This is a genomic window from Pseudoduganella sp. UC29_71, assembly GCF_042693265.1.
Taxonomy (GTDB): domain Bacteria; phylum Pseudomonadota; class Gammaproteobacteria; order Burkholderiales; family Burkholderiaceae_D; genus Rugamonas.
In genome coordinates, this window is record NZ_CP170549.1 from 6,363,634 (window position 1) to 6,379,227 (window position 15,594).

Below are 15,594 nucleotides of genomic sequence, written 5' to 3' on the forward strand. Positions count from 1 at the left end.
GATTGATAATGCACAGGACACGACGCGCAGGCGGCTTTACATTGCTGGAAGTGCTGGTGGCGCTGGTGATCGTCGGCACCGCGCTGGGCGCATCGCTGCGCGCGGTCGGCAGCCTGACGCAGAACAGCGACGGCCTGCGCGCCTCCATGATGGCCACCTGGTCGGCCGAAAACCGCCTGGTGCAGCTGAGCCTGAACAAGCAGTTCCCCAACGTGGGCAAGTCCTCCTTCGAATGCCCGCAAGGCGACCTGAAGCTGGTATGCCAGGAGGAAGTGATCGCCAGTCCCAATCCGCGCCTGCGCCGGGTCGAGGTCAGCGTGTTCGACGAGAAGCAGCCGGATCGTCTCATCATCAAGCTGGTGCAACTGAAGCTGCTGGAATGAAGACCTTTGATTCAAGCCCGCGCCGCATGCGCGGCTTCACGCTGGTGGAACTGCTGGTGGCGGTGGCGGTGCTGGCCATCGTCGCCGTGCTGGGCTGGCGCGGCTTGGACGGCATCGTCCGCTCGCGCCAGGCGCTCACCGAGCAGATGGAGCAGACGCGCGGCATCCAGCTGGCGTTCGCCCAGCTGCAAAGCGACATGGAACAGCGCGTGCTGCGCAAGCAGCTGCGCTTGCGCGAAAGCCTGGCGGCCGATGCGGACCGCATGATCTTCGTGCGCACCGTGCTGGCGGAGGGCGAACCGTCGCGCCTGCAAGTGGTGACTTACCGCATCCGCGACGGCGTGCTCACGCGCCGCGAGTCGCTGCCCACGCGCGACCTGGCGCAGCTCGACACCTTGTGGGCTGCCGCCGTCGGCGACACCGACAGCGCGCCGGCCGTCGCGCTGCAAAGCGGCGTGGACAGCATGGCCGTGCGCGGCTGGCGCGACGGCGGCTGGCAGCCTGTGCAGGGCGTGCAGGCGGCGCAGGCCAGCGCCGGCGCCCAAGGCGGCCAAGGCGGCCAAGGCGCGCAGGCCAGTGCCGGCACCCCGGACCTCGATGGCCTGGAACTGTCGCTGCAGCTGCATGGCCAGACCGGCCCGCTGGTCAAGACCTTTCTGATGGGAGAGCGCTGATGGGCCGCTTGCCGCGCCGCACGCGCGCCTGCCCGCGCGCCATGCCGCGCCTGCGTCGCCAGGCCGGCGTGGCCGTCATCACCGCGCTGCTGCTGACCACGCTGGCCGTCACCATCGTGGCCAGCCTGTTCTGGCAGCAGCAGGTGCAGGTGCGCTCGATGGAGAACCAGCGCCTGCACCTGCAGACCAAGTGGATACTGCGCGGCGCGCTGGACTGGGCGCGCCTGATCCTGCAGCAGGACATGATCTCCAACCCCCAACGTTACCGCCGAAACCGGCGCCTGGTCCACGCCGCTGGCCGAAACGCGGCTGGACGAATACGTTGAACGCGAGCGCGCCGCCAACGAAAAATTCGATGCCACCCTTTCGGGCCGGGTTACCGACGCGCAGGCGCGTTACAATCTGACCAACCTTGTGCAAAACGGCGCGGTGGATGCGGCGCAGGTGCAGGTGTTCCGGCGCCTGCTGCAGCACTTGCAGCTCAATCCCAGCCTGGCGCAATCGCTGGCCGACGAAGTGCTGCTGAGCCAGCCGGCGGTGGCGCCGGCTGCCGGTGCGGACGGCACGCCGGGTGGCACCCCGGGCGGCACGGCGGGAGGCGGGCTGGGTGGCAGCAGCAACGGCACGCGGCGCGAGCCGCTGGAACTGATCCGGGTGGAAGACTTGCTGGCCGTGACCGGTTTCACGCCGCAGGCCATCGAAAAGCTGCGCGAGTTCGTCATCGTGCTGCCGATCCGCACCACAGTGAACGTGAATACGGCGCCGGCCGAAGTGCTGGCGTCGCTGGTGGAGAACTGTTCGGTGTCGGAAGGGGCGACGATGGTGCAGTTCCGGCGCCGCACGCCGTTCAACTCGGAAGCCGATTTCAAGAGCTACCTGGCGGGGCAAAGCGGCAAGCAGCTGCCGCAGGGCGTGGGCGTAAGCGTCAAGAGCGACCACTTCCTGGTGCTCAGCCGCGTGCGCCTGGACCGCGCGGCGCTCGATGCGCAGTCGCTGATTTATCGCGGCAAGACGGTGATGCTGTTGTGGACACGGGAAATTTAAGTAGCATGAACGAAAGCGAGATTCTTCTTTGACGACTTTATACATCCGGTATCCGGCCAGGGCCGCTGCGGACGGCGCCGCAGGCGCGGCGCCCGCCTGCCATTTCGCGCTGGTGGGCGACGGCGGCAACGTGATGCAGCAGGGCGCCTCCCCGCTGGGCAACCTGGCCGAGCTGGTGGCCTCCGCGCGCCGCGTGGTGCTGCTGCTGGCCGCCGCCGACGTCACCTTGCTGCACGTGCCGGTGCCGCCGCTGTCGAACGCGCGCCTGAAAGCCGCGCTGCCCGCGCTGGTGGAAGACCAGGTGCTGGGCGACCCGGCCGACTGCGTGCTGGCGCTCGCGCCGCTCACCGCCACCCAGGACGGCAGCACGCGCACGGTGGCCGTGGTGCAGCGCAGCTGGCTCGAGGTGCTGGTGAAAACCCTGGTGGCGCAAGGCGCGCAATCGGTTGCCGCGCTGCCCGCGCAGCTGTGCCTGCCGCTGGCGCCCGGCGGCGCCTCCGCCGCGCTGGCGCAGACCGACGCCGGCCTGGAACTGACGCTGCGCAGGGGCTTGCAGGACGGCATGGGCCTGACCGTAGGCCCGCAGCCGGAAGCGGCGCTGCACATGCTGCGCGCGCTGGCCGGCGACGCCCCGCTGACCGTGTACGTGCCGGCCGCGCTGCTGCCGCAATACCAGCCGCTGCTGGCTGCCGTCAGCCACGTCGAACTGGACACGGACCGCTGGGAGCACTGGGTGTCCGCCGCCAGGAGCGCCAAGGGCGGCGCCGCGCCGGACCTGGCCGCTGGCCTGGGCGCCACCGGTGGGCAATCGCGCGCCTGGCAGCGCTGGCGCTGGCCGCTGCGCCTGGCGCTGCTGGCCGTGGTGGTCAACCTGGCCGGCATGAATATCGAATGGCTGCGCATGCAGCGCGAGGAGCGCGAGCTGCGCGAGTCCATGGTGCAGATCTTCCGCGCCGCCTATCCGAAGGAGACCGTGATCCGCGACCCGGCCGCGCAGATGCGCATGAACATCGCCGCCGCCAAGGCCGGCAGCGGCGAAGTCAATGCGGATGAATTCACCGCCATCGCCGCCGCCTTCGGCGAAGCGCTGGCCGCCAGCGGCAAGCGCGACGTGGTGGCCTCGATGGAATACCGCGACCGCAGCCTGGTCATCAAACTCAAACCCAACGCGGCGGACGCGGCCACCCTGCAGCAGCTGCAGGGCGCCTTGTCGGCGCGCGGCCTGCAACTGGCGGAAATCGCCGCCGGCGTGTGGCAGCTGCGCAGCGGCAGCGGCGGTAGCGGTAGCGGCAATACCGGGAGCAAGGCATGAGCGAAGCAAGCATGAAGATCCAGCAATTGCGCGACACCGCGTCGTCCTTCTGGAATGAACGCAGCGAACAGGAACGCCGCATGCTGGCCATCGGCGGTATCGTGGTCGGGCTGGCGCTGGTGTACAGCGTGTTCGTCGCGCCCGCGCTGGAAGGGCGCGACAAGCTGCGCAAGGCACTGCCGCAGCTGCGCCAGGACGTGGCCGAACTGAAGGCCATGGGCCGCACCGCCGCCGAGCTGGCGGCACGGCCGCCGGTGCAGGCGCCGCCCATGTCGCGCGACGCGCTGAACGCCAGCCTGAACGCGGCCGGCCTGAAGCCGCAGTCGCTCAACCTCACCGGTGAATACGCCAAGCTGGAACTGAAGGGCGTGCCCTTCGCCGCGCTGGTCACCTGGCTGGACGCGCAGCGCCGCGACAGCGCCTTGCTGGTGCAGGAAAGCGTCATCACCGGGCTGGCCACGGCCGGCATGGTGGACGCCAATATCACGCTGCGCCAGGCTTCCGGCCAGGGCGCCGGCAACCCCGGCGGGGGCAGATGAAGCGCGCCGTGCTATGGTTGCTGGCGGTGCTGCTGGGCGTGCTGTTGTCGGTGCTGTCCTTCTTCCCGGCCGCCTGGGTGGCGGACGCGGTGGAAACGCAGACCGGCGGCCGTTTGACGCTGGGCGACGCGCAGGGTACGCTGTGGCGCGGTTCGGCGTTTGTCGGCGGCGCGGCCAGCAGCAATGGCGCGGTGACGCCGCTGCTGCCGGGGCGTTTCGTGTGGACAGTGTCGCCGCTGTCGCTGCTGGGCATGGTGGACATGGAATTGTCCAACGAGCAGGCGCTGGCGCAACCAGTCAGCTTCAAGGGCAGCTGGAGGCAGTGGCAGCTGAGTCCGTCGGCCTTGCTGTTGCCGGCCGACGGCCTGGCGGGCCTGGGCGCGCCCTTGAACACGCTGGCGCCCAGCGGCCGCCTGCGGCTGTCGTGGACCACGCTGGAACTGGCGCTGGCCGGCCGGCAAGTGGACGTGAACGGCCGCACCACGCTGGAGATGGCCGACATGTCGTCGCGGCTGTCGCCGCTGAAGCCGCTGGGCAGCTACCAGCTGGCGCTGGACTGGCGCGGCCAGCAGGCGCAGCTGGAACTGAGTTCCCTGAAAGGCCCGCTGCTGTTGAGCGGGAAAGGCAGCCTGAACAACGGCCGCCTGCAATTTTCCGGACAGGCCGAAGCGGCCGACGGTTATGAACAGTCGCTTGGCAATCTATTGAATTTGCTGGGCCAGCGCCGTCCCAACAAGGACGGCAAGAACATCATCGCGTTAGAGTTCAGATAACAGTGCAGATAATGAAAAAACAGTCCCAGGCCGTGAGCCAGTCCAAACTCCCCGTGCTGCGCCGCTTGAGCGCCGCCGCCATGCTGTGCTGCGCCGCGCTCACCGCGCAAGCGCCGGCTTGGGCCGCGCCCGGCGATGACGCCGCGCTCAATTTCGTCGGCGCCGACATCGAGTCCGTGATCAAGGCGGTGGGGCACTACACCAACATCACCTTCCTGATCGACCCGCGCGTCAAAGGCACGCTGACGCTGGTGTCCGAAGGCCCGATGAGCAAGACGCAGGCGTTCGCGCTGCTGACCTCCGCGCTGCGCCTGCAGGGCTTCGCCATCGTCAGCGGCGACGGCTACGCCAAGGTGGTGCCGGAGGCGGAAGCGAAGCTGCAGGCCACACCGACCCAGATCGGCGCCGGCTCGGCGCTGAAGGGCGACCAGATCGCCACCCAGGTGTTCCACCTGAACTATGAATCGTCGGCCAACCTGGTGACCGTGCTGCGCCCGCTCATCACGCCCAACAACACCATCAACGCCAACCCCGGCAACAACACCCTGGTCATCACCGACTACGCGGACAACCTGAAACGCCTGGGCAAGCTGATCGCCGCGCTGGACGCGCCGGCCAGCACCGACATGGACGTGATCCCGGTGCGCTACGCCATCGCCAGCGACCTGGCCAGCATGCTGACCAAGCTGCTCGAGCCGGGCGCCGGCGGCGGCGCCGATTCCGGCCGCGTCAGCGTGCTGGCGGACCCGCGCACCAACTCGCTGGTGCTGCGCGCGCCGTCGGTGGCGCGCGCCAACCTGGCCAAGTCGCTGATCGCCAAGCTGGACCAGCCCACCGCGCAGCTAGGCAATGTGCACGTGGTCTACCTGAAGAACGCCGAAGCGACCAAGCTGGCGCAGACGCTGCGCTCGGTCATGTCGGGCGACAGCAGCATCACCGGCCAGGCCGCCAGCACCTCCGGGCTGAGCAACCAGCAGGGCCAGGGCGGTGGCAACATCAGCGGCAGCGGCATGACCGGCAGCAGCACCGGCACCACCGGCACCACCGGCTCCACCAATCCGCTGCTCAACGCCGGCAGCGCCACCACGCAGCTGAACGCCGGCGGCGCGGGCGGCTTCATCCAGGCCGACGCCACCACCAACACCCTGATCATCACCGCGCCGGAATCGGTGTACCGCAACCTGCGCGCCGTGATCGACCAGTTGGACGTGCGCCGCGCCCAGGTCTACATCGAATCGCTGATCGTCGAAGTGAGCGCGGACAAGGCTTCCGAATTCGGCGTGCAGTGGCTGGGCCTGAGCGGCAACGACAATTCCACCTACCGCATCGGCGGCGGCACCTCCTTCGCCGGCGGCACCGGCAACAACCTGCTCAGCCTGGCGGCCGGCGACGGCAAGGTGCTGCCGGGCGCCGGCATGACCATCGGCATCTTCAAGCAGCTGGCGAACGGCAAGCTGGGCCTGGGCGCCGTGGCGCACACGCTGGAATCGGACGGCGGCACCAACATCCTGTCCACGCCCAATGTATTCACGCTGGACAATGAGCTGGCGACCATCCGCGTCGGCCAGAACGTGCCCATCCTGACCGGCCAGTTCACCACCACGTCCGGCACCAGCACCAACCCGTTCCAGACCATCGACCGCAAGGACGTGGGCCTGACCCTGAAAGTGCGGCCGCAGATTTCCGAAGGCGGCACCATCAAGCTGGCCATCTACAACGAGAGTTCGAGCATCGACACCAGCGTCACGTCGGAGAGCGGCATCGTGCTGAAAACGCGCGTGATCGAGACCAACATCATTGCCGACGACGGCCAGATCGTGGTGCTGGGCGGCCTGATCTCGGACGACGCCAACGACAACGTGGAAAAAGTGCGCGGTCTGGGCGACATCCCCATCCTCGGCAACCTGTTCAAGTACCAGAAGCGCGGCCGCAAGAAGACCAACCTGATGGTGTTCCTGCGCCCGGTGGTGATCCGCAACAAGGACCAGAGCACCAGCCTGGCCACCGACCGCTACGACTACATGCGCGCCACCCAGCAGGACGTGAAGCCGAACGACACGCCGCTGCTGAAGAATCTCGGCCAGCCGATGCTGCCGACGCTGCAGGACGGCACGCCGACGCCGGGCAGCGGCCAGCTGGCGCGTCCCGTGCCGCCGCTGGTGCCGGGCCAGGCGCCGGCGCCTGCCCAGATGCCGGGCGCAGCTGAAGGCAAGCAGCCAGAATGAGCAACCTGCTGCCCTACGCCTTCGCGCGCGACTATTCGGTGCTGGCCCAGCCGGGCCAGGAAGCCGAGCACTCGGTGGACCTGTACGTCTCCAGCGCCACCGCGCCGGCCGCCATCGCCGAAGTGTCGCGCCGCTTCGGCCGCATCAACCTGAAAACCCTGGGCCGCGCCGACCTGGAGGAAGCCATCGCCAAGGCCTACGCCGGCGCCGGCGGCGACGCCTCGCAGGTGGCCGACGAGTTCGACGCCGACCTGGACCTGACCAAGCTGCTGCAGGACGTGCCGGCCATCGAGGACTTGCTGGAATCGTCCGACGACGCGCCGGTGATCCGCATGATCAACGCGCTGCTCACGCAGGCGCTGCGCGAAGGCGCGTCCGACATCCACATCGAACCGTTCGAGCAGACCTCGGTGGTGCGCTTCCGCGTGGACGGCACGCTGCGCGACGTGGTCAAGCCGCGCAAGGCCATCCACGGCTCGCTGATCTCGCGCATCAAGATCATGGCGCAGCTGGACATTGCCGAGAAGCGCTTGCCGCAGGACGGCCGCATCACCCTGCGCGTGGGCGGCAAGCCGGTGGACGTGCGCGTGTCCACGCTGCCCACCGGCCACGGCGAGCGCGCCGTGCTGCGTCTGCTGGACAAGGAAGCCGGCCGCCTGGACCTGGCGCACCTGGGCATGAGCGAGGACATGCTGCCGCAGTTCGACGGCCTGATCGCGCAGCCGCACGGCATCGTGCTGGTCACCGGCCCCACCGGCTCGGGCAAGACCACCACCCTGTACGCCGCGCTGTCGCGCGTGAACTCCACCACCACCAACATCCTCACGGTGGAAGACCCGATCGAATACGACCTGCAGGGCGTGGGCCAGACCCAGGTCAACCCGCGCATCGACATGACCTTCGCCAAGGCCCTGCGCGCCATCCTGCGCCAGGATCCGGACGTGATCATGATCGGCGAGATCCGCGACCTGGAAACGGCGCAGATCGCGGTGCAGGCCTCGCTCACCGGCCACCTGGTGCTGGCCACCCTGCACACCAACGACGCCTCGGCGGCCGTGACGCGCTTGCTGGACATGGGCATCGAGCCCTTCCTGCTGTCGTCCTCGCTGCTTGGCGTGCTGGCGCAGCGCCTGGTGCGCAAGCTGTGCCCGTCCTGCAAGACCTTCGACGGCGCGCAATGGCACGCGGTGGGCTGCGAGCATTGCGGCCACACCGGCTACCAGGGCCGGGTCGGCATCTATGAACTGCTGCAGACCACCGAGGAAATCCGCGCCCAGATCCACAACCGCGCCTCGGAAGCCGAAGTGCGCCACACCGCGCAGGCCGGCGGCATGAAGACCATGCGCGAAGACGGCGAACGCTGGCTGCGCGACGGCACCACAACGCAGGCCGAGCTGCTGCGCGTCGCGAAGGACTAAGGCAGATGCCAGCATTCCGCTACGAAGCCGTCGACGCCGGCGGCGCCACCAGGAAGGGCGTGGTCAACGCCGACAGCCCGCGCTCGGCCCGTTCCGACCTGCGCACGCAAGGGCTCACGCCGCTCAAGGTGGAAGCCATCTCAGCCCAGGTCGACGCCAGCGGCAAGACCAAGCGGCGCGGCTTCGGCGAGCGCTTGTCGACCACCGAACTGGCGCTGTTCACGCGCCAGCTGGCCAGCCTGCTGGAAGCGGGGCTGCCGCTCGAGCAGGCCTTCTCGGCGCTGCTGGAACAGGCCGAGCGGCCCTATGTGCGCGACCTGATTGCCTCCATCCGCTCCGAAGTGATCGGCGGCGCCGCGCTGTCCGAAGTGCTGTCGCGCCACCCGCGCGACTTCGCCGAGATCTACCGCGCGCTGGTGGCGTCGGGCGAGCAGATCGGCCAGCTGTCGCGCGTGCTCACCCGCCTGGCCGACTACATCGAGCGCCGCAACGCGCTGGTGCAGAAGGTCAAGCTGGCGTTCACCTACCCGGCCATCGTCACCGTGGTGGCGTTTTCGATTGTGATCTTCCTGCTCACCTACGTGGTGCCGCAGATCGTGTCCGTGTTCGCCAACACCAAGCAGAAGCTGCCGGTGCTCACCGTGATCATGCTGGCCGTGTCCGACTTCGTGCGCAACTACGGGCTGATCGTGCTGGTGCTGCTGATTGGCGCCTGGGTCGCGTGGCGGCGCGCGCTGCAGAACATCGCGCTCAAGACGCGCTGGCACACCTGGCTGCTGACCGCGCCGCTGTACGGCAAGTTCGAGCGCAGCCTGAACACCTCGCGCTTCGCCAGCACGCTGGCCATCACCACCGGTTCCGGCGTGCCGATCCTGCGCGCGCTGGAAACCAGCCGCGACACGCTCACCAACGTCGCCATGCAGCAGCTGGTGGAAGAAGCCAGCGACGCGGTGCGCGAAGGCGTGAGCCTGGCGCGCGCGCTGTCGGCGCAGAAGCACTTCCCGCCGATGCTGATCCACATGATACGGGCCGGCGAAATCACCGGCGAGCTGCCGGCCATGCTCAACCGCGCGGCCAGTGCGCAGGAAGCCGACCTGGAACGGCGCACGCTCACCATCGCCGGCCTGCTGGAACCGGCGCTGATCCTCGCCATGGGTGTGGTGGTGCTGCTGATCGTCCTGGCGGTGCTGATGCCGATTATCGAAATTAACCAGCTGGTGCACTGAAATGAATCGTCTGCCTGTCGTAGCAAGCTTTGTGGCCGTGGTGGCCATGTCCGCGTCGTGCGCCTACTGGGGCATGCTGCTGTTCAAACCCGAGCAGCGCGCCATTGCCGCCGTGCCCATGCAGGCGCCGCCGGAAGCCTCGGTGGCCGCCGCGCGCAACCTGTTCGGCGGCGACATCGCCGTCGCCGCGGCCAGCAACTACCAGCTGCGCGGCGTGGTCGCGGCCGGGAATGGCCGCGGCAGCGTCGCCATCATCGCGGTGGACGGCCAGCCCGGCAAGGCCTACCCGGTGGGCGCTGACGTGGCCAGCAATGTCAAAGTGCAGGAAGTGCAAGCCCTGTACGTGGTGCTATCCGAAGGCGGCGTTCCCAAGCGGCTCGACCTGCCGCCGCCGGAAAGCGCCGGCGCCTCCAGCGCCACCGCCGCGCCGCTGCCGATGCCCCCGGTCCAGCAGCAAGTGCAGCCCGCGGCGCCGCAGCAGCCGGCCCCGCCCGTGCAGCAGCCCGCTCCCCAGATGCCCCCGCCCGTCACCAATACCCGCTAACGCCAGCGAGCCAGCCAGCAAGCGAACTGAGCCGCATTCGGGGTCAGACCCCGAATGCGGCTCAGCTCGTTTGCGGCAGGTGTCAGTCTTCGGGCTTGGCGGGGTCGATTTTCTTGAGGGCGGCCTTGGCGGCCTGGCGCTGCGCCGCGGCGGGCTTGGCGTGCGGGCCGGCTGACCTGTTCTTGGCCAGCGCCGCGTAGGGGTTGCGCGGCTTTTGGGAGGGTTCGACGCGGAACTGCATCTTTTGCCGCGTCGCCAGGGCCTTGTTTGCCATCGTGTTGCCCTCCGTCTTCCTTACAGCACGTAGCGCGACAGGTCTTCGTTGACCGCCAGCGCATCCAGGCGCGCGTTGACGTAGTCGGCGTCGATGGTCAGCGTTTGCACGCCGCCGTCCTTGCCGCCGTCGCTGGCGCTGAAGGAAATTTCTTCCAGCAGCTTTTCCATCACGGTGTACAGCCGCCGCGCGCCGATGTTTTCGGTGCGCTCGTTGACCTGGTAGGAAATCTCCGCCAGCCGCGTGATGCCGCCCGGCGCGAATTCCAGCGTCACGCCTTCGGTGGCCAGCAGCGCTTCGTATTGCTTGGTCAGGCAGGCGTCGGTGGACGTCAAAATCCGCTCGAAGTCGGCGATCGACAGCGATTCCAGCTCCACCCGGATCGGGAAGCGGCCCTGCAGCTCGGGAATCAGGTCGGACGGCTTGGCCAGGTGGAAGGCGCCGGACGCGATGAACAGGATGTGGTCGGTGCGTATCATGCCGTACTTGGTGTTGACCGTCGTGCCTTCCACCAGCGGCAGCAGGTCGCGCTGCACGCCGGCGCGCGAGACGTCGGCGCCGCCCACTTCGGAACGCGAGGCGATCTTGTCGATCTCGTCCAGGAACACGATACCGTTCTGCTCCACGTTCTGGATGGCTTTCTGCTTCATCTCGTCTTCATTGACCAGCTTGGCCGCTTCCTCGTCCAGCAGCAGCTTCATCGCTTCCTTGATCTTGACCTTGCGCGCCTTCTTGCGCCCGCCGCCGATGCCGGAGAACATGGACTTGATCTGCTCGGTCATTTCCTCCATGCCGGGCGGGGCCATGATTTCCATCTGCGGCGCGGTGTCGGCCAGCTCGATCTCGATTTCCTTGTCGTCCAGCTCGCCTTCGCGCAGGCGCTTGCGGAAGGTCTGGCGCGTGGTGTCCGGCTTGGCCTCGTCGGCCGGGGCGGCGGTGGCGAAGCCGAAGTCGCGCGGCGGCGGCAGCAGGATGTCGAGCACGCGGTCCTCGGCGGCGTCCTCGGCGCGCGCGCGCACCTTGGCCATCTCGGCCGAACGGGTTTGCTTGATGCCGATGTCGACCAGGTCGCGGATGATGGTGTCCACGTCGCGCCCCACATAGCCCACTTCGGTGAACTTGGTCGCTTCGATCTTGATGAAGGGCGCGTCGGCCAGCTTGGCCAGGCGGCGCGCGATCTCGGTCTTGCCGACGCCGGTCGGGCCTATCATCAGGATGTTCTTGGGCGTGATCTCGTGGCGCAGCGGCTCTTCCACCTGCTGGCGGCGCCAGCGGTTGCGCAGTGCGATGGCCACGGCGCGCTTGGCCTTGCCCTGGCCAACCACGTGCTTGTCGAGCTCGCCGACGATTTCTTGCGGAGTCATATTCATTCTGCCTTCCCGTCCAGCGTTTCGATGATGTGGGACATATTCGTGTAGATGCACAGCTCGCCGGCGATGGTCAGCGCTTTCTTGACGATCTCGGCCGGGCTCAGCTCGGTGTTTTCCTGCAGCGCCAGCGCGGCCGACTGGGCATAGGTGCCGCCGGAGCCGATGGCGCCGATGCCTTTCTCGGGCTCGAGCACGTCGCCGTTGCCGGTGATCACCAGGGTGGAGGTGGCGTCGGCCACCAGCAGCATCGCTTCCAGGCGCCGCAGCACGCGGTCGGTGCGCCAGTCCTTGGCCAGCTCGACCGAGGCGCGCAGCAGGTTGCCCTGGTGTTTTTCCAGCTTGGCTTCGAAGCGGTCCAGCAGGGTGAAGGCGTCGGCGGTGCCGCCGGCAAAGCCGCACAGCACTTTGCCCTGGTACAGCTTGCGCACTTTGCGGGCTGTGCCCTTCATGACGATGTTGCCCAGCGTTACCTGGCCGTCGCCGCCCAGCGCGACCTGGTTGCCGCGGCGCACGCACAGGATGGTGGTGCCGTGAAATTGTTCCATGTTGACCTCAATGTAATGACGCTCGACGTTCAATGCGCTAGTAGCGCCAGCCCCTGACATGGGGTCTGGCCGAACAATTGCAAGACGGGCTAATACTTGTGGGCAAAGATGCGCGCCAGGCTGGCGTAGCCCAGCAGCCGCAGCAGGGCTGCCACGAGGTGGTTCACTTCCCGGAATTCTACTCTTCTGCCGTCGAGCGCGAGGTGCTGCAGGCGCGCCAGCAGCTGGTTGGCGGCGCCGAAGTCCAGCCGCGCCAGGCGCGAGCAGTCGAACACCAGCGCGGGGTAGTGGCTGGCGTAGTCGCTGATGGCGTCCAGCAGGGCGGTGCAGTTGCCCTCTACCACCGGCGGCAGCATGAAGCGGTCGGACGCGGCGGCGGCCACCGGCGCCGGCTGGCGCGCGGCCGTGGCAACGTTCTGCGGCGCCACGAACGGCGGCGGCGATACCTCGAAGGTGACGCAGTAGTCCATGCTGGCTTCTTCGAAGTCTTTTTCGCGGTTGAGCAGCTGCAGCAGTTCGAGCAGCAGCAGCCAGGGCGCTTCGCCGTCGTCCCGGCGGCCCACTTGCAGGCTGGCCTGCAGCAGCGCGGCCAGCTCGGCGGCGGCCACCACGATCAGCTCGCGGCCGGCTTTTTGCAGGCTCTGCAAGGCCGCCAGCAGCAGCGCGCAGCCTTCGGCGTCGGCGCTGGCGATGCGGCTCAGGTCCAGCCGCAGCGGGGCTGCGGCGTCCAGGGCCGGCAGTCCGTCGATGATGGCGGCCGCGCCCGCGTCCAGCGCCGGGCCGAAGGCGACCGTGGGCGCTACCCCGGTGTAGCTGACGCCGGCGGCCACGCTGCCCAGAGGCGCTGCCGCGCTGCCGGCCGGCCCGCGCCATGGCGGCGGCGAGGTTTCAAAGGTGCTGGCGTAGTCGATCGACAGGCTGTCGAAGCGGTCCTGCTGGCCTTGCACCTGGTGCAGGTCGAACAGCAGCCACCACACGGTGCGGTCCTGCTGCGGTCCTGCGCCGGAGGCGGCCGCGTCGGCCAGCGCGCCGGACAGCATCTGTTCGGCGATGGCAGCCTGGCCGTTGGCGTACAGGATGGCGCTTTCTTCCACCACCGGCGCGGTGGCGTCGGCGGCCACCGGGGCGGGAATTTCATCGTCGGCCAGCAGCTGGGTGGTGCCGGCGTCCAGCAGGGGCAGGGTGGCCGGGCTGTCGCCGGCACCGGCGGCGGGCGCTGCCGGCGGCGCGGATGGCGGCCGGGCGGGGCGGCTGCCCCAGGCCGGTTCGGGCGTGTTGAAGATGTCGGCTTCCATGGCCGCTTCGATGGCGTCGATTTTTAGCGCCGTGGCGCGCGCAATGTCGCGCTGCAGCTGGCTGTTGGCGGCGGCGCGCTGGAGTTCACTGTTGGCTGCCAGGCGCGCGGCGTCGTCGTCGCCGTCCGGGGCGGCGGCGTCAGGCTTGCCTTTCTTGAACAGGGAGAACAGACCCACGGCGTTCCTCGCTATGCTGGACTCTTAGTGTAGCCGAAGAGCAAGGCACAAACAAAAAAAGCATGCGGCTTGGCCTGCATGCTTTTTCGGGCTGAGCCGTCCGCCTGCGCCCACGCGCCGGGGGAGGCCGACGGGGTGTGTTGCTTAGTCGCCGTACAGCTTCTGCTTCAGTTCGCGGCGCTGCTGTGCTTCCAGCGACAGGGTGGCGGTCGGACGGGCGATCAGGCGCGGAATGCCGATCGGTTCGCCAGTCTCTTCGCACCAGCCATATTCGTTGTTATCGATGGCCACGATGGATTGCTGCACTTTCTTCAGCAGCTTGCGCTCGCGGTCGCGCGTGCGCAGTTCCAGGGCGTGCTCTTCCTCGATGGTGGCACGGTCGGCAGGGTCCGGCACCAGCACGGTTTCGCGCAGGTGTTCGGTCGTCTCGCCGGCATTCTTCAGCAGCTCTTTCTCAAGGGCTTGCAGCTTGGCCTTGAAAAATGCCATTTGCGCCGGGTTCATGTAGTCGGCTTCGCCCATCTTCAGAATTTCTTCTTCCGTGAGGAGGCGGACTTCTTCGATAGCGGCGGGGGTCGATTTATTAGTTTTAGTCATCACTTCGCTTACCTTCGATACGACAGAGTTTTCAAATTTATCAGTTGCACGCTGGAACCGGCAACTGCACCGGCACCTCAGTTGTTACTGAGTTGCTAACCGGCACCCCACAAAACCGGGTTAGTTTATACCAAACATTGTTCCAATCCGCGAATAAAGATGTCTTTCGGTAGATTTTTGCCAATAAATACCATTTTGCTGCCACGTTCTTCGCCTTCTGCCCACTTTGCGCCCAGATCGCTACCCATCAGCTGGTGCACGCCCTGGAACACCACCTTGCGTTCAGCGCCCTGCATCAACAATACGCCTTTGTAGCGCAACATGCGAGGACCGTACACATTGACCAGTCCGCCCAGGAATTCGTCCAGTTTGGCGCTGTCGAACGGGCGCGTGCTCTTGAAGACGAAGGCGGCGATGTCGTCCGTGTGATGGCTGTGGTGGTGGTCGTGATGCCCGTCGTGCCCGTGCGCATGGCTGGGGTGGTTGCAGTGCTCGCCGTGCTCGTGGTCGTGCTCGCCGTGCTCGTGGTCGTGCTCCTCGGCGGCCAGGAAGTCCGGGTCCAGCTCCAGCTTTTCGTTCAGGTTGAAGCCCTTCAGGTCCAGCACTTCCGCAATCGGCGCGCTGCCGAAGTTGGACTGGCTGATCGGCGCGCGCGGGTTGATGCGCTTCAGGCGCGGCAGCAGCTCGTCCAGCATGGCCTGGTCCACCAGGTCGGTCTTGGACAGCAGCAGCTTGTCGGCAAAGCCCACCTGGCGCTGCGCTTCCTCGTTGTCGTCCAGCTGCTGCATGGCATGGCGCGCGTCCACCACGGTGACGATGGCGTCCAGCATGTAGTGGCTGCCCACTTCGTCGTCGATGAAGAAGGTTTGCGCCACCGGGCCGGGGTTGGCCAGGCCGGTGGTCTCGATCACCACGCGGTCGAAGGTCAGCTCGCCGGCCGCGCGCTTTTGCGCCAGGCTGGACAGCGCCACGATCAGGTCGCCGCGCACGGTGCAGCAGATGCAGCCGTTGTTCATCTCGACGATCTGCTCCTTGCTGTCCTGCACCAGGATTTCATTGTCGATGTTTTCCTGGCCGAATTCGTTCTCGATAACGGCAATGCGCATGCCGTGGCTTTCCTGCAGGATACGGTTGAGCAGCGTGGTTTTGCCCGCGCCGAGGAAGCCGGTCAGGATGGTGGTAGGTATCAGTGCCATGT

At 67.6% G+C, this 15,594-nt stretch carries 17 protein-coding genes; 11 read left to right on the top strand and 6 right to left on the bottom strand.

Translation table 11 applies throughout. The features are described 5' to 3' along the window. The first annotated feature begins 8 nt into the window (after positions 1–8). The 11 genes from gspI to ACFJI2_RS28545 are packed head-to-tail and all read left to right on the top strand — an operon-like array spanning position 9 to position 10,138. Positions 9–383, top strand: coding sequence for a type II secretion system minor pseudopilin GspI (gspI, locus tag ACFJI2_RS28495; protein ID WP_377702868.1), 375 nt, complete (start codon positions 9–11; stop codon positions 381–383). Beyond that, positions 380–1,057 (top strand): type II secretion system protein J, encoded by a 678-nt coding sequence (locus ACFJI2_RS28500; RefSeq protein WP_377702869.1) that lies wholly within the window; start codon positions 380–382, stop codon positions 1,055–1,057. Before gspI ends, ACFJI2_RS28500 begins: the two co-directional genes overlap by 4 nt. Then, a complete protein-coding gene (locus ACFJI2_RS28505; protein WP_377702870.1) occupies positions 1,057–1,383 on the top strand; it encodes a hypothetical protein in 327 nt (108 codons plus the stop codon). The genes ACFJI2_RS28500 and ACFJI2_RS28505 overlap by 1 nt, the downstream gene beginning before the upstream one ends. Continuing rightward, the gene (gspK, locus tag ACFJI2_RS28510; RefSeq protein ID WP_377705924.1) at positions 1,367–2,101 is read left to right on the top strand and encodes a type II secretion system minor pseudopilin GspK; all 735 of its coding nucleotides are present in this window, start codon (positions 1,367–1,369) and stop codon (positions 2,099–2,101) included. Before ACFJI2_RS28505 ends, gspK begins: the two co-directional genes overlap by 17 nt. Positions 2,102–2,129: 28 nt before the next feature. Then, entirely contained in the window at positions 2,130–3,413 is a 1,284-nt protein-coding gene (gspL, locus tag ACFJI2_RS28515) for a type II secretion system protein GspL (RefSeq protein WP_377702871.1), read from the top strand. Further along, positions 3,410–3,952: a type II secretion system protein M gene (gene gspM, locus ACFJI2_RS28520; protein WP_107869858.1), complete on the top strand. Its 543-nt coding sequence runs from the start codon at positions 3,410–3,412 to the stop codon at positions 3,950–3,952. Before gspL ends, gspM begins: the two co-directional genes overlap by 4 nt. Further along, entirely contained in the window at positions 3,949–4,725 is a 777-nt protein-coding gene (gene gspN / locus ACFJI2_RS28525; RefSeq protein ID WP_377702872.1) for a type II secretion system protein N, read from the top strand. The genes gspM and gspN overlap by 4 nt, the downstream gene beginning before the upstream one ends. Positions 4,726–4,736: 11 nt before the next feature. Then, positions 4,737–6,950, top strand: coding sequence for a type II secretion system secretin GspD (gspD, locus tag ACFJI2_RS28530; RefSeq protein ID WP_377702873.1), 2,214 nt, complete (start codon positions 4,737–4,739; stop codon positions 6,948–6,950). Further along, entirely contained in the window at positions 6,947–8,368 is a 1,422-nt protein-coding gene (gspE, locus tag ACFJI2_RS28535) for a type II secretion system ATPase GspE (RefSeq protein WP_107869861.1), read from the top strand. The genes gspD and gspE overlap by 4 nt, the downstream gene beginning before the upstream one ends. Before the next feature lie 5 nt (positions 8,369–8,373). Next, positions 8,374–9,594 carry a type II secretion system inner membrane protein GspF gene (gspF, locus tag ACFJI2_RS28540; protein WP_132133406.1) on the top strand — a complete coding sequence of 407 codons (1,221 nt, stop codon included), beginning with the start codon at positions 8,374–8,376 and terminating at the stop codon, positions 9,592–9,594. A 1-nt stretch (position 9,595) separates the two neighbouring features. Further along, positions 9,596–10,138 carry a type II secretion system protein N gene (locus ACFJI2_RS28545; protein ID WP_377702874.1) on the top strand — a complete coding sequence of 181 codons (543 nt, stop codon included), beginning with the start codon at positions 9,596–9,598 and terminating at the stop codon, positions 10,136–10,138. An 82-nt stretch (positions 10,139–10,220) separates the two neighbouring features. Here ACFJI2_RS28545 and ACFJI2_RS28550 read toward each other — a convergent pair whose 3' ends face one another. The 6 genes from ACFJI2_RS28550 to ACFJI2_RS28575 all read right to left on the bottom strand — a co-directional run bounded on the left by ACFJI2_RS28550 (position 10,221) and on the right by ACFJI2_RS28575 (position 15,592). Further along, positions 10,221–10,412 (bottom strand): hypothetical protein, encoded by a 192-nt coding sequence (locus ACFJI2_RS28550; protein ID WP_377702875.1) that lies wholly within the window; start codon positions 10,410–10,412, stop codon positions 10,221–10,223. Between the two features lie 20 nt (positions 10,413–10,432). Beyond that, positions 10,433–11,782 (bottom strand): ATP-dependent protease ATPase subunit HslU, encoded by a 1,350-nt coding sequence (gene hslU / locus ACFJI2_RS28555; RefSeq protein ID WP_107979812.1) that lies wholly within the window; start codon positions 11,780–11,782, stop codon positions 10,433–10,435. Further along, positions 11,779–12,327 carry an ATP-dependent protease subunit HslV gene (gene hslV / locus ACFJI2_RS28560; protein WP_107869866.1) on the bottom strand — a complete coding sequence of 183 codons (549 nt, stop codon included), beginning with the start codon at positions 12,325–12,327 and terminating at the stop codon, positions 11,779–11,781. The genes hslU and hslV overlap by 4 nt, the downstream gene beginning before the upstream one ends. A gap of 89 nt (positions 12,328–12,416) precedes the next feature. Beyond that, complete coding sequence (locus ACFJI2_RS28565) at positions 12,417–13,799, bottom strand: STAS domain-containing protein (protein WP_377702876.1); 1,383 nt, start codon at positions 13,797–13,799, stop codon at positions 12,417–12,419. Between the two features lie 144 nt (positions 13,800–13,943). Beyond that, entirely contained in the window at positions 13,944–14,396 is a 453-nt protein-coding gene (gene dksA, locus ACFJI2_RS28570; protein ID WP_056401310.1) for an RNA polymerase-binding protein DksA, read from the bottom strand. A gap of 125 nt (positions 14,397–14,521) precedes the next feature. After that, on the bottom strand, positions 14,522–15,592 hold the full coding sequence (locus tag ACFJI2_RS28575; RefSeq protein ID WP_377702877.1) for a CobW family GTP-binding protein: 1,071 nt from the start codon (positions 15,590–15,592) through the stop codon (positions 14,522–14,524). Positions 15,593–15,594: the final 2 nt, after the last annotated feature.

What these genes read in the sequence shown, in the direction of transcription:
- gspI (WP_377702868.1), top strand. Translation starts at nt 9, where the DNA reads ATGCACAGGACACGACGCGCAGGCGGCTTTACATTGCTGGAAGTGCTG.
- ACFJI2_RS28500 (WP_377702869.1), top strand. Translation starts at nt 380, where the DNA reads ATGAAGACCTTTGATTCAAGCCCGCGCCGCATGCGCGGCTTCACGCTG.
- ACFJI2_RS28505 (WP_377702870.1), top strand. Translation starts at nt 1,057, where the DNA reads ATGGGCCGCTTGCCGCGCCGCACGCGCGCCTGCCCGCGCGCCATGCCG.
- gspM (WP_107869858.1), top strand. Translation starts at nt 3,410, where the DNA reads ATGAGCGAAGCAAGCATGAAGATCCAGCAATTGCGCGACACCGCGTCG.
- gspN (WP_377702872.1), top strand. Translation starts at nt 3,949, where the DNA reads ATGAAGCGCGCCGTGCTATGGTTGCTGGCGGTGCTGCTGGGCGTGCTG.
- gspD (WP_377702873.1), top strand. Translation starts at nt 4,737, where the DNA reads ATGAAAAAACAGTCCCAGGCCGTGAGCCAGTCCAAACTCCCCGTGCTG.
- gspE (WP_107869861.1), top strand. Translation starts at nt 6,947, where the DNA reads ATGAGCAACCTGCTGCCCTACGCCTTCGCGCGCGACTATTCGGTGCTG.
- gspF (WP_132133406.1), top strand. Translation starts at nt 8,374, where the DNA reads ATGCCAGCATTCCGCTACGAAGCCGTCGACGCCGGCGGCGCCACCAGG.
- ACFJI2_RS28545 (WP_377702874.1), top strand. Translation starts at nt 9,596, where the DNA reads ATGAATCGTCTGCCTGTCGTAGCAAGCTTTGTGGCCGTGGTGGCCATG.
- ACFJI2_RS28550 (WP_377702875.1), bottom strand. Translation starts at nt 10,412, where the DNA reads ATGGCAAACAAGGCCCTGGCGACGCGGCAAAAGATGCAGTTCCGCGTC.
- hslU (WP_107979812.1), bottom strand. Translation starts at nt 11,782, where the DNA reads ATGAATATGACTCCGCAAGAAATCGTCGGCGAGCTCGACAAGCACGTG.
- hslV (WP_107869866.1), bottom strand. Translation starts at nt 12,327, where the DNA reads ATGGAACAATTTCACGGCACCACCATCCTGTGCGTGCGCCGCGGCAAC.
- dksA (WP_056401310.1), bottom strand. Translation starts at nt 14,396, where the DNA reads ATGACTAAAACTAATAAATCGACCCCCGCCGCTATCGAAGAAGTCCGC.
- ACFJI2_RS28575 (WP_377702877.1), bottom strand. Translation starts at nt 15,592, where the DNA reads ATGGCACTGATACCTACCACCATCCTGACCGGCTTCCTCGGCGCGGGC.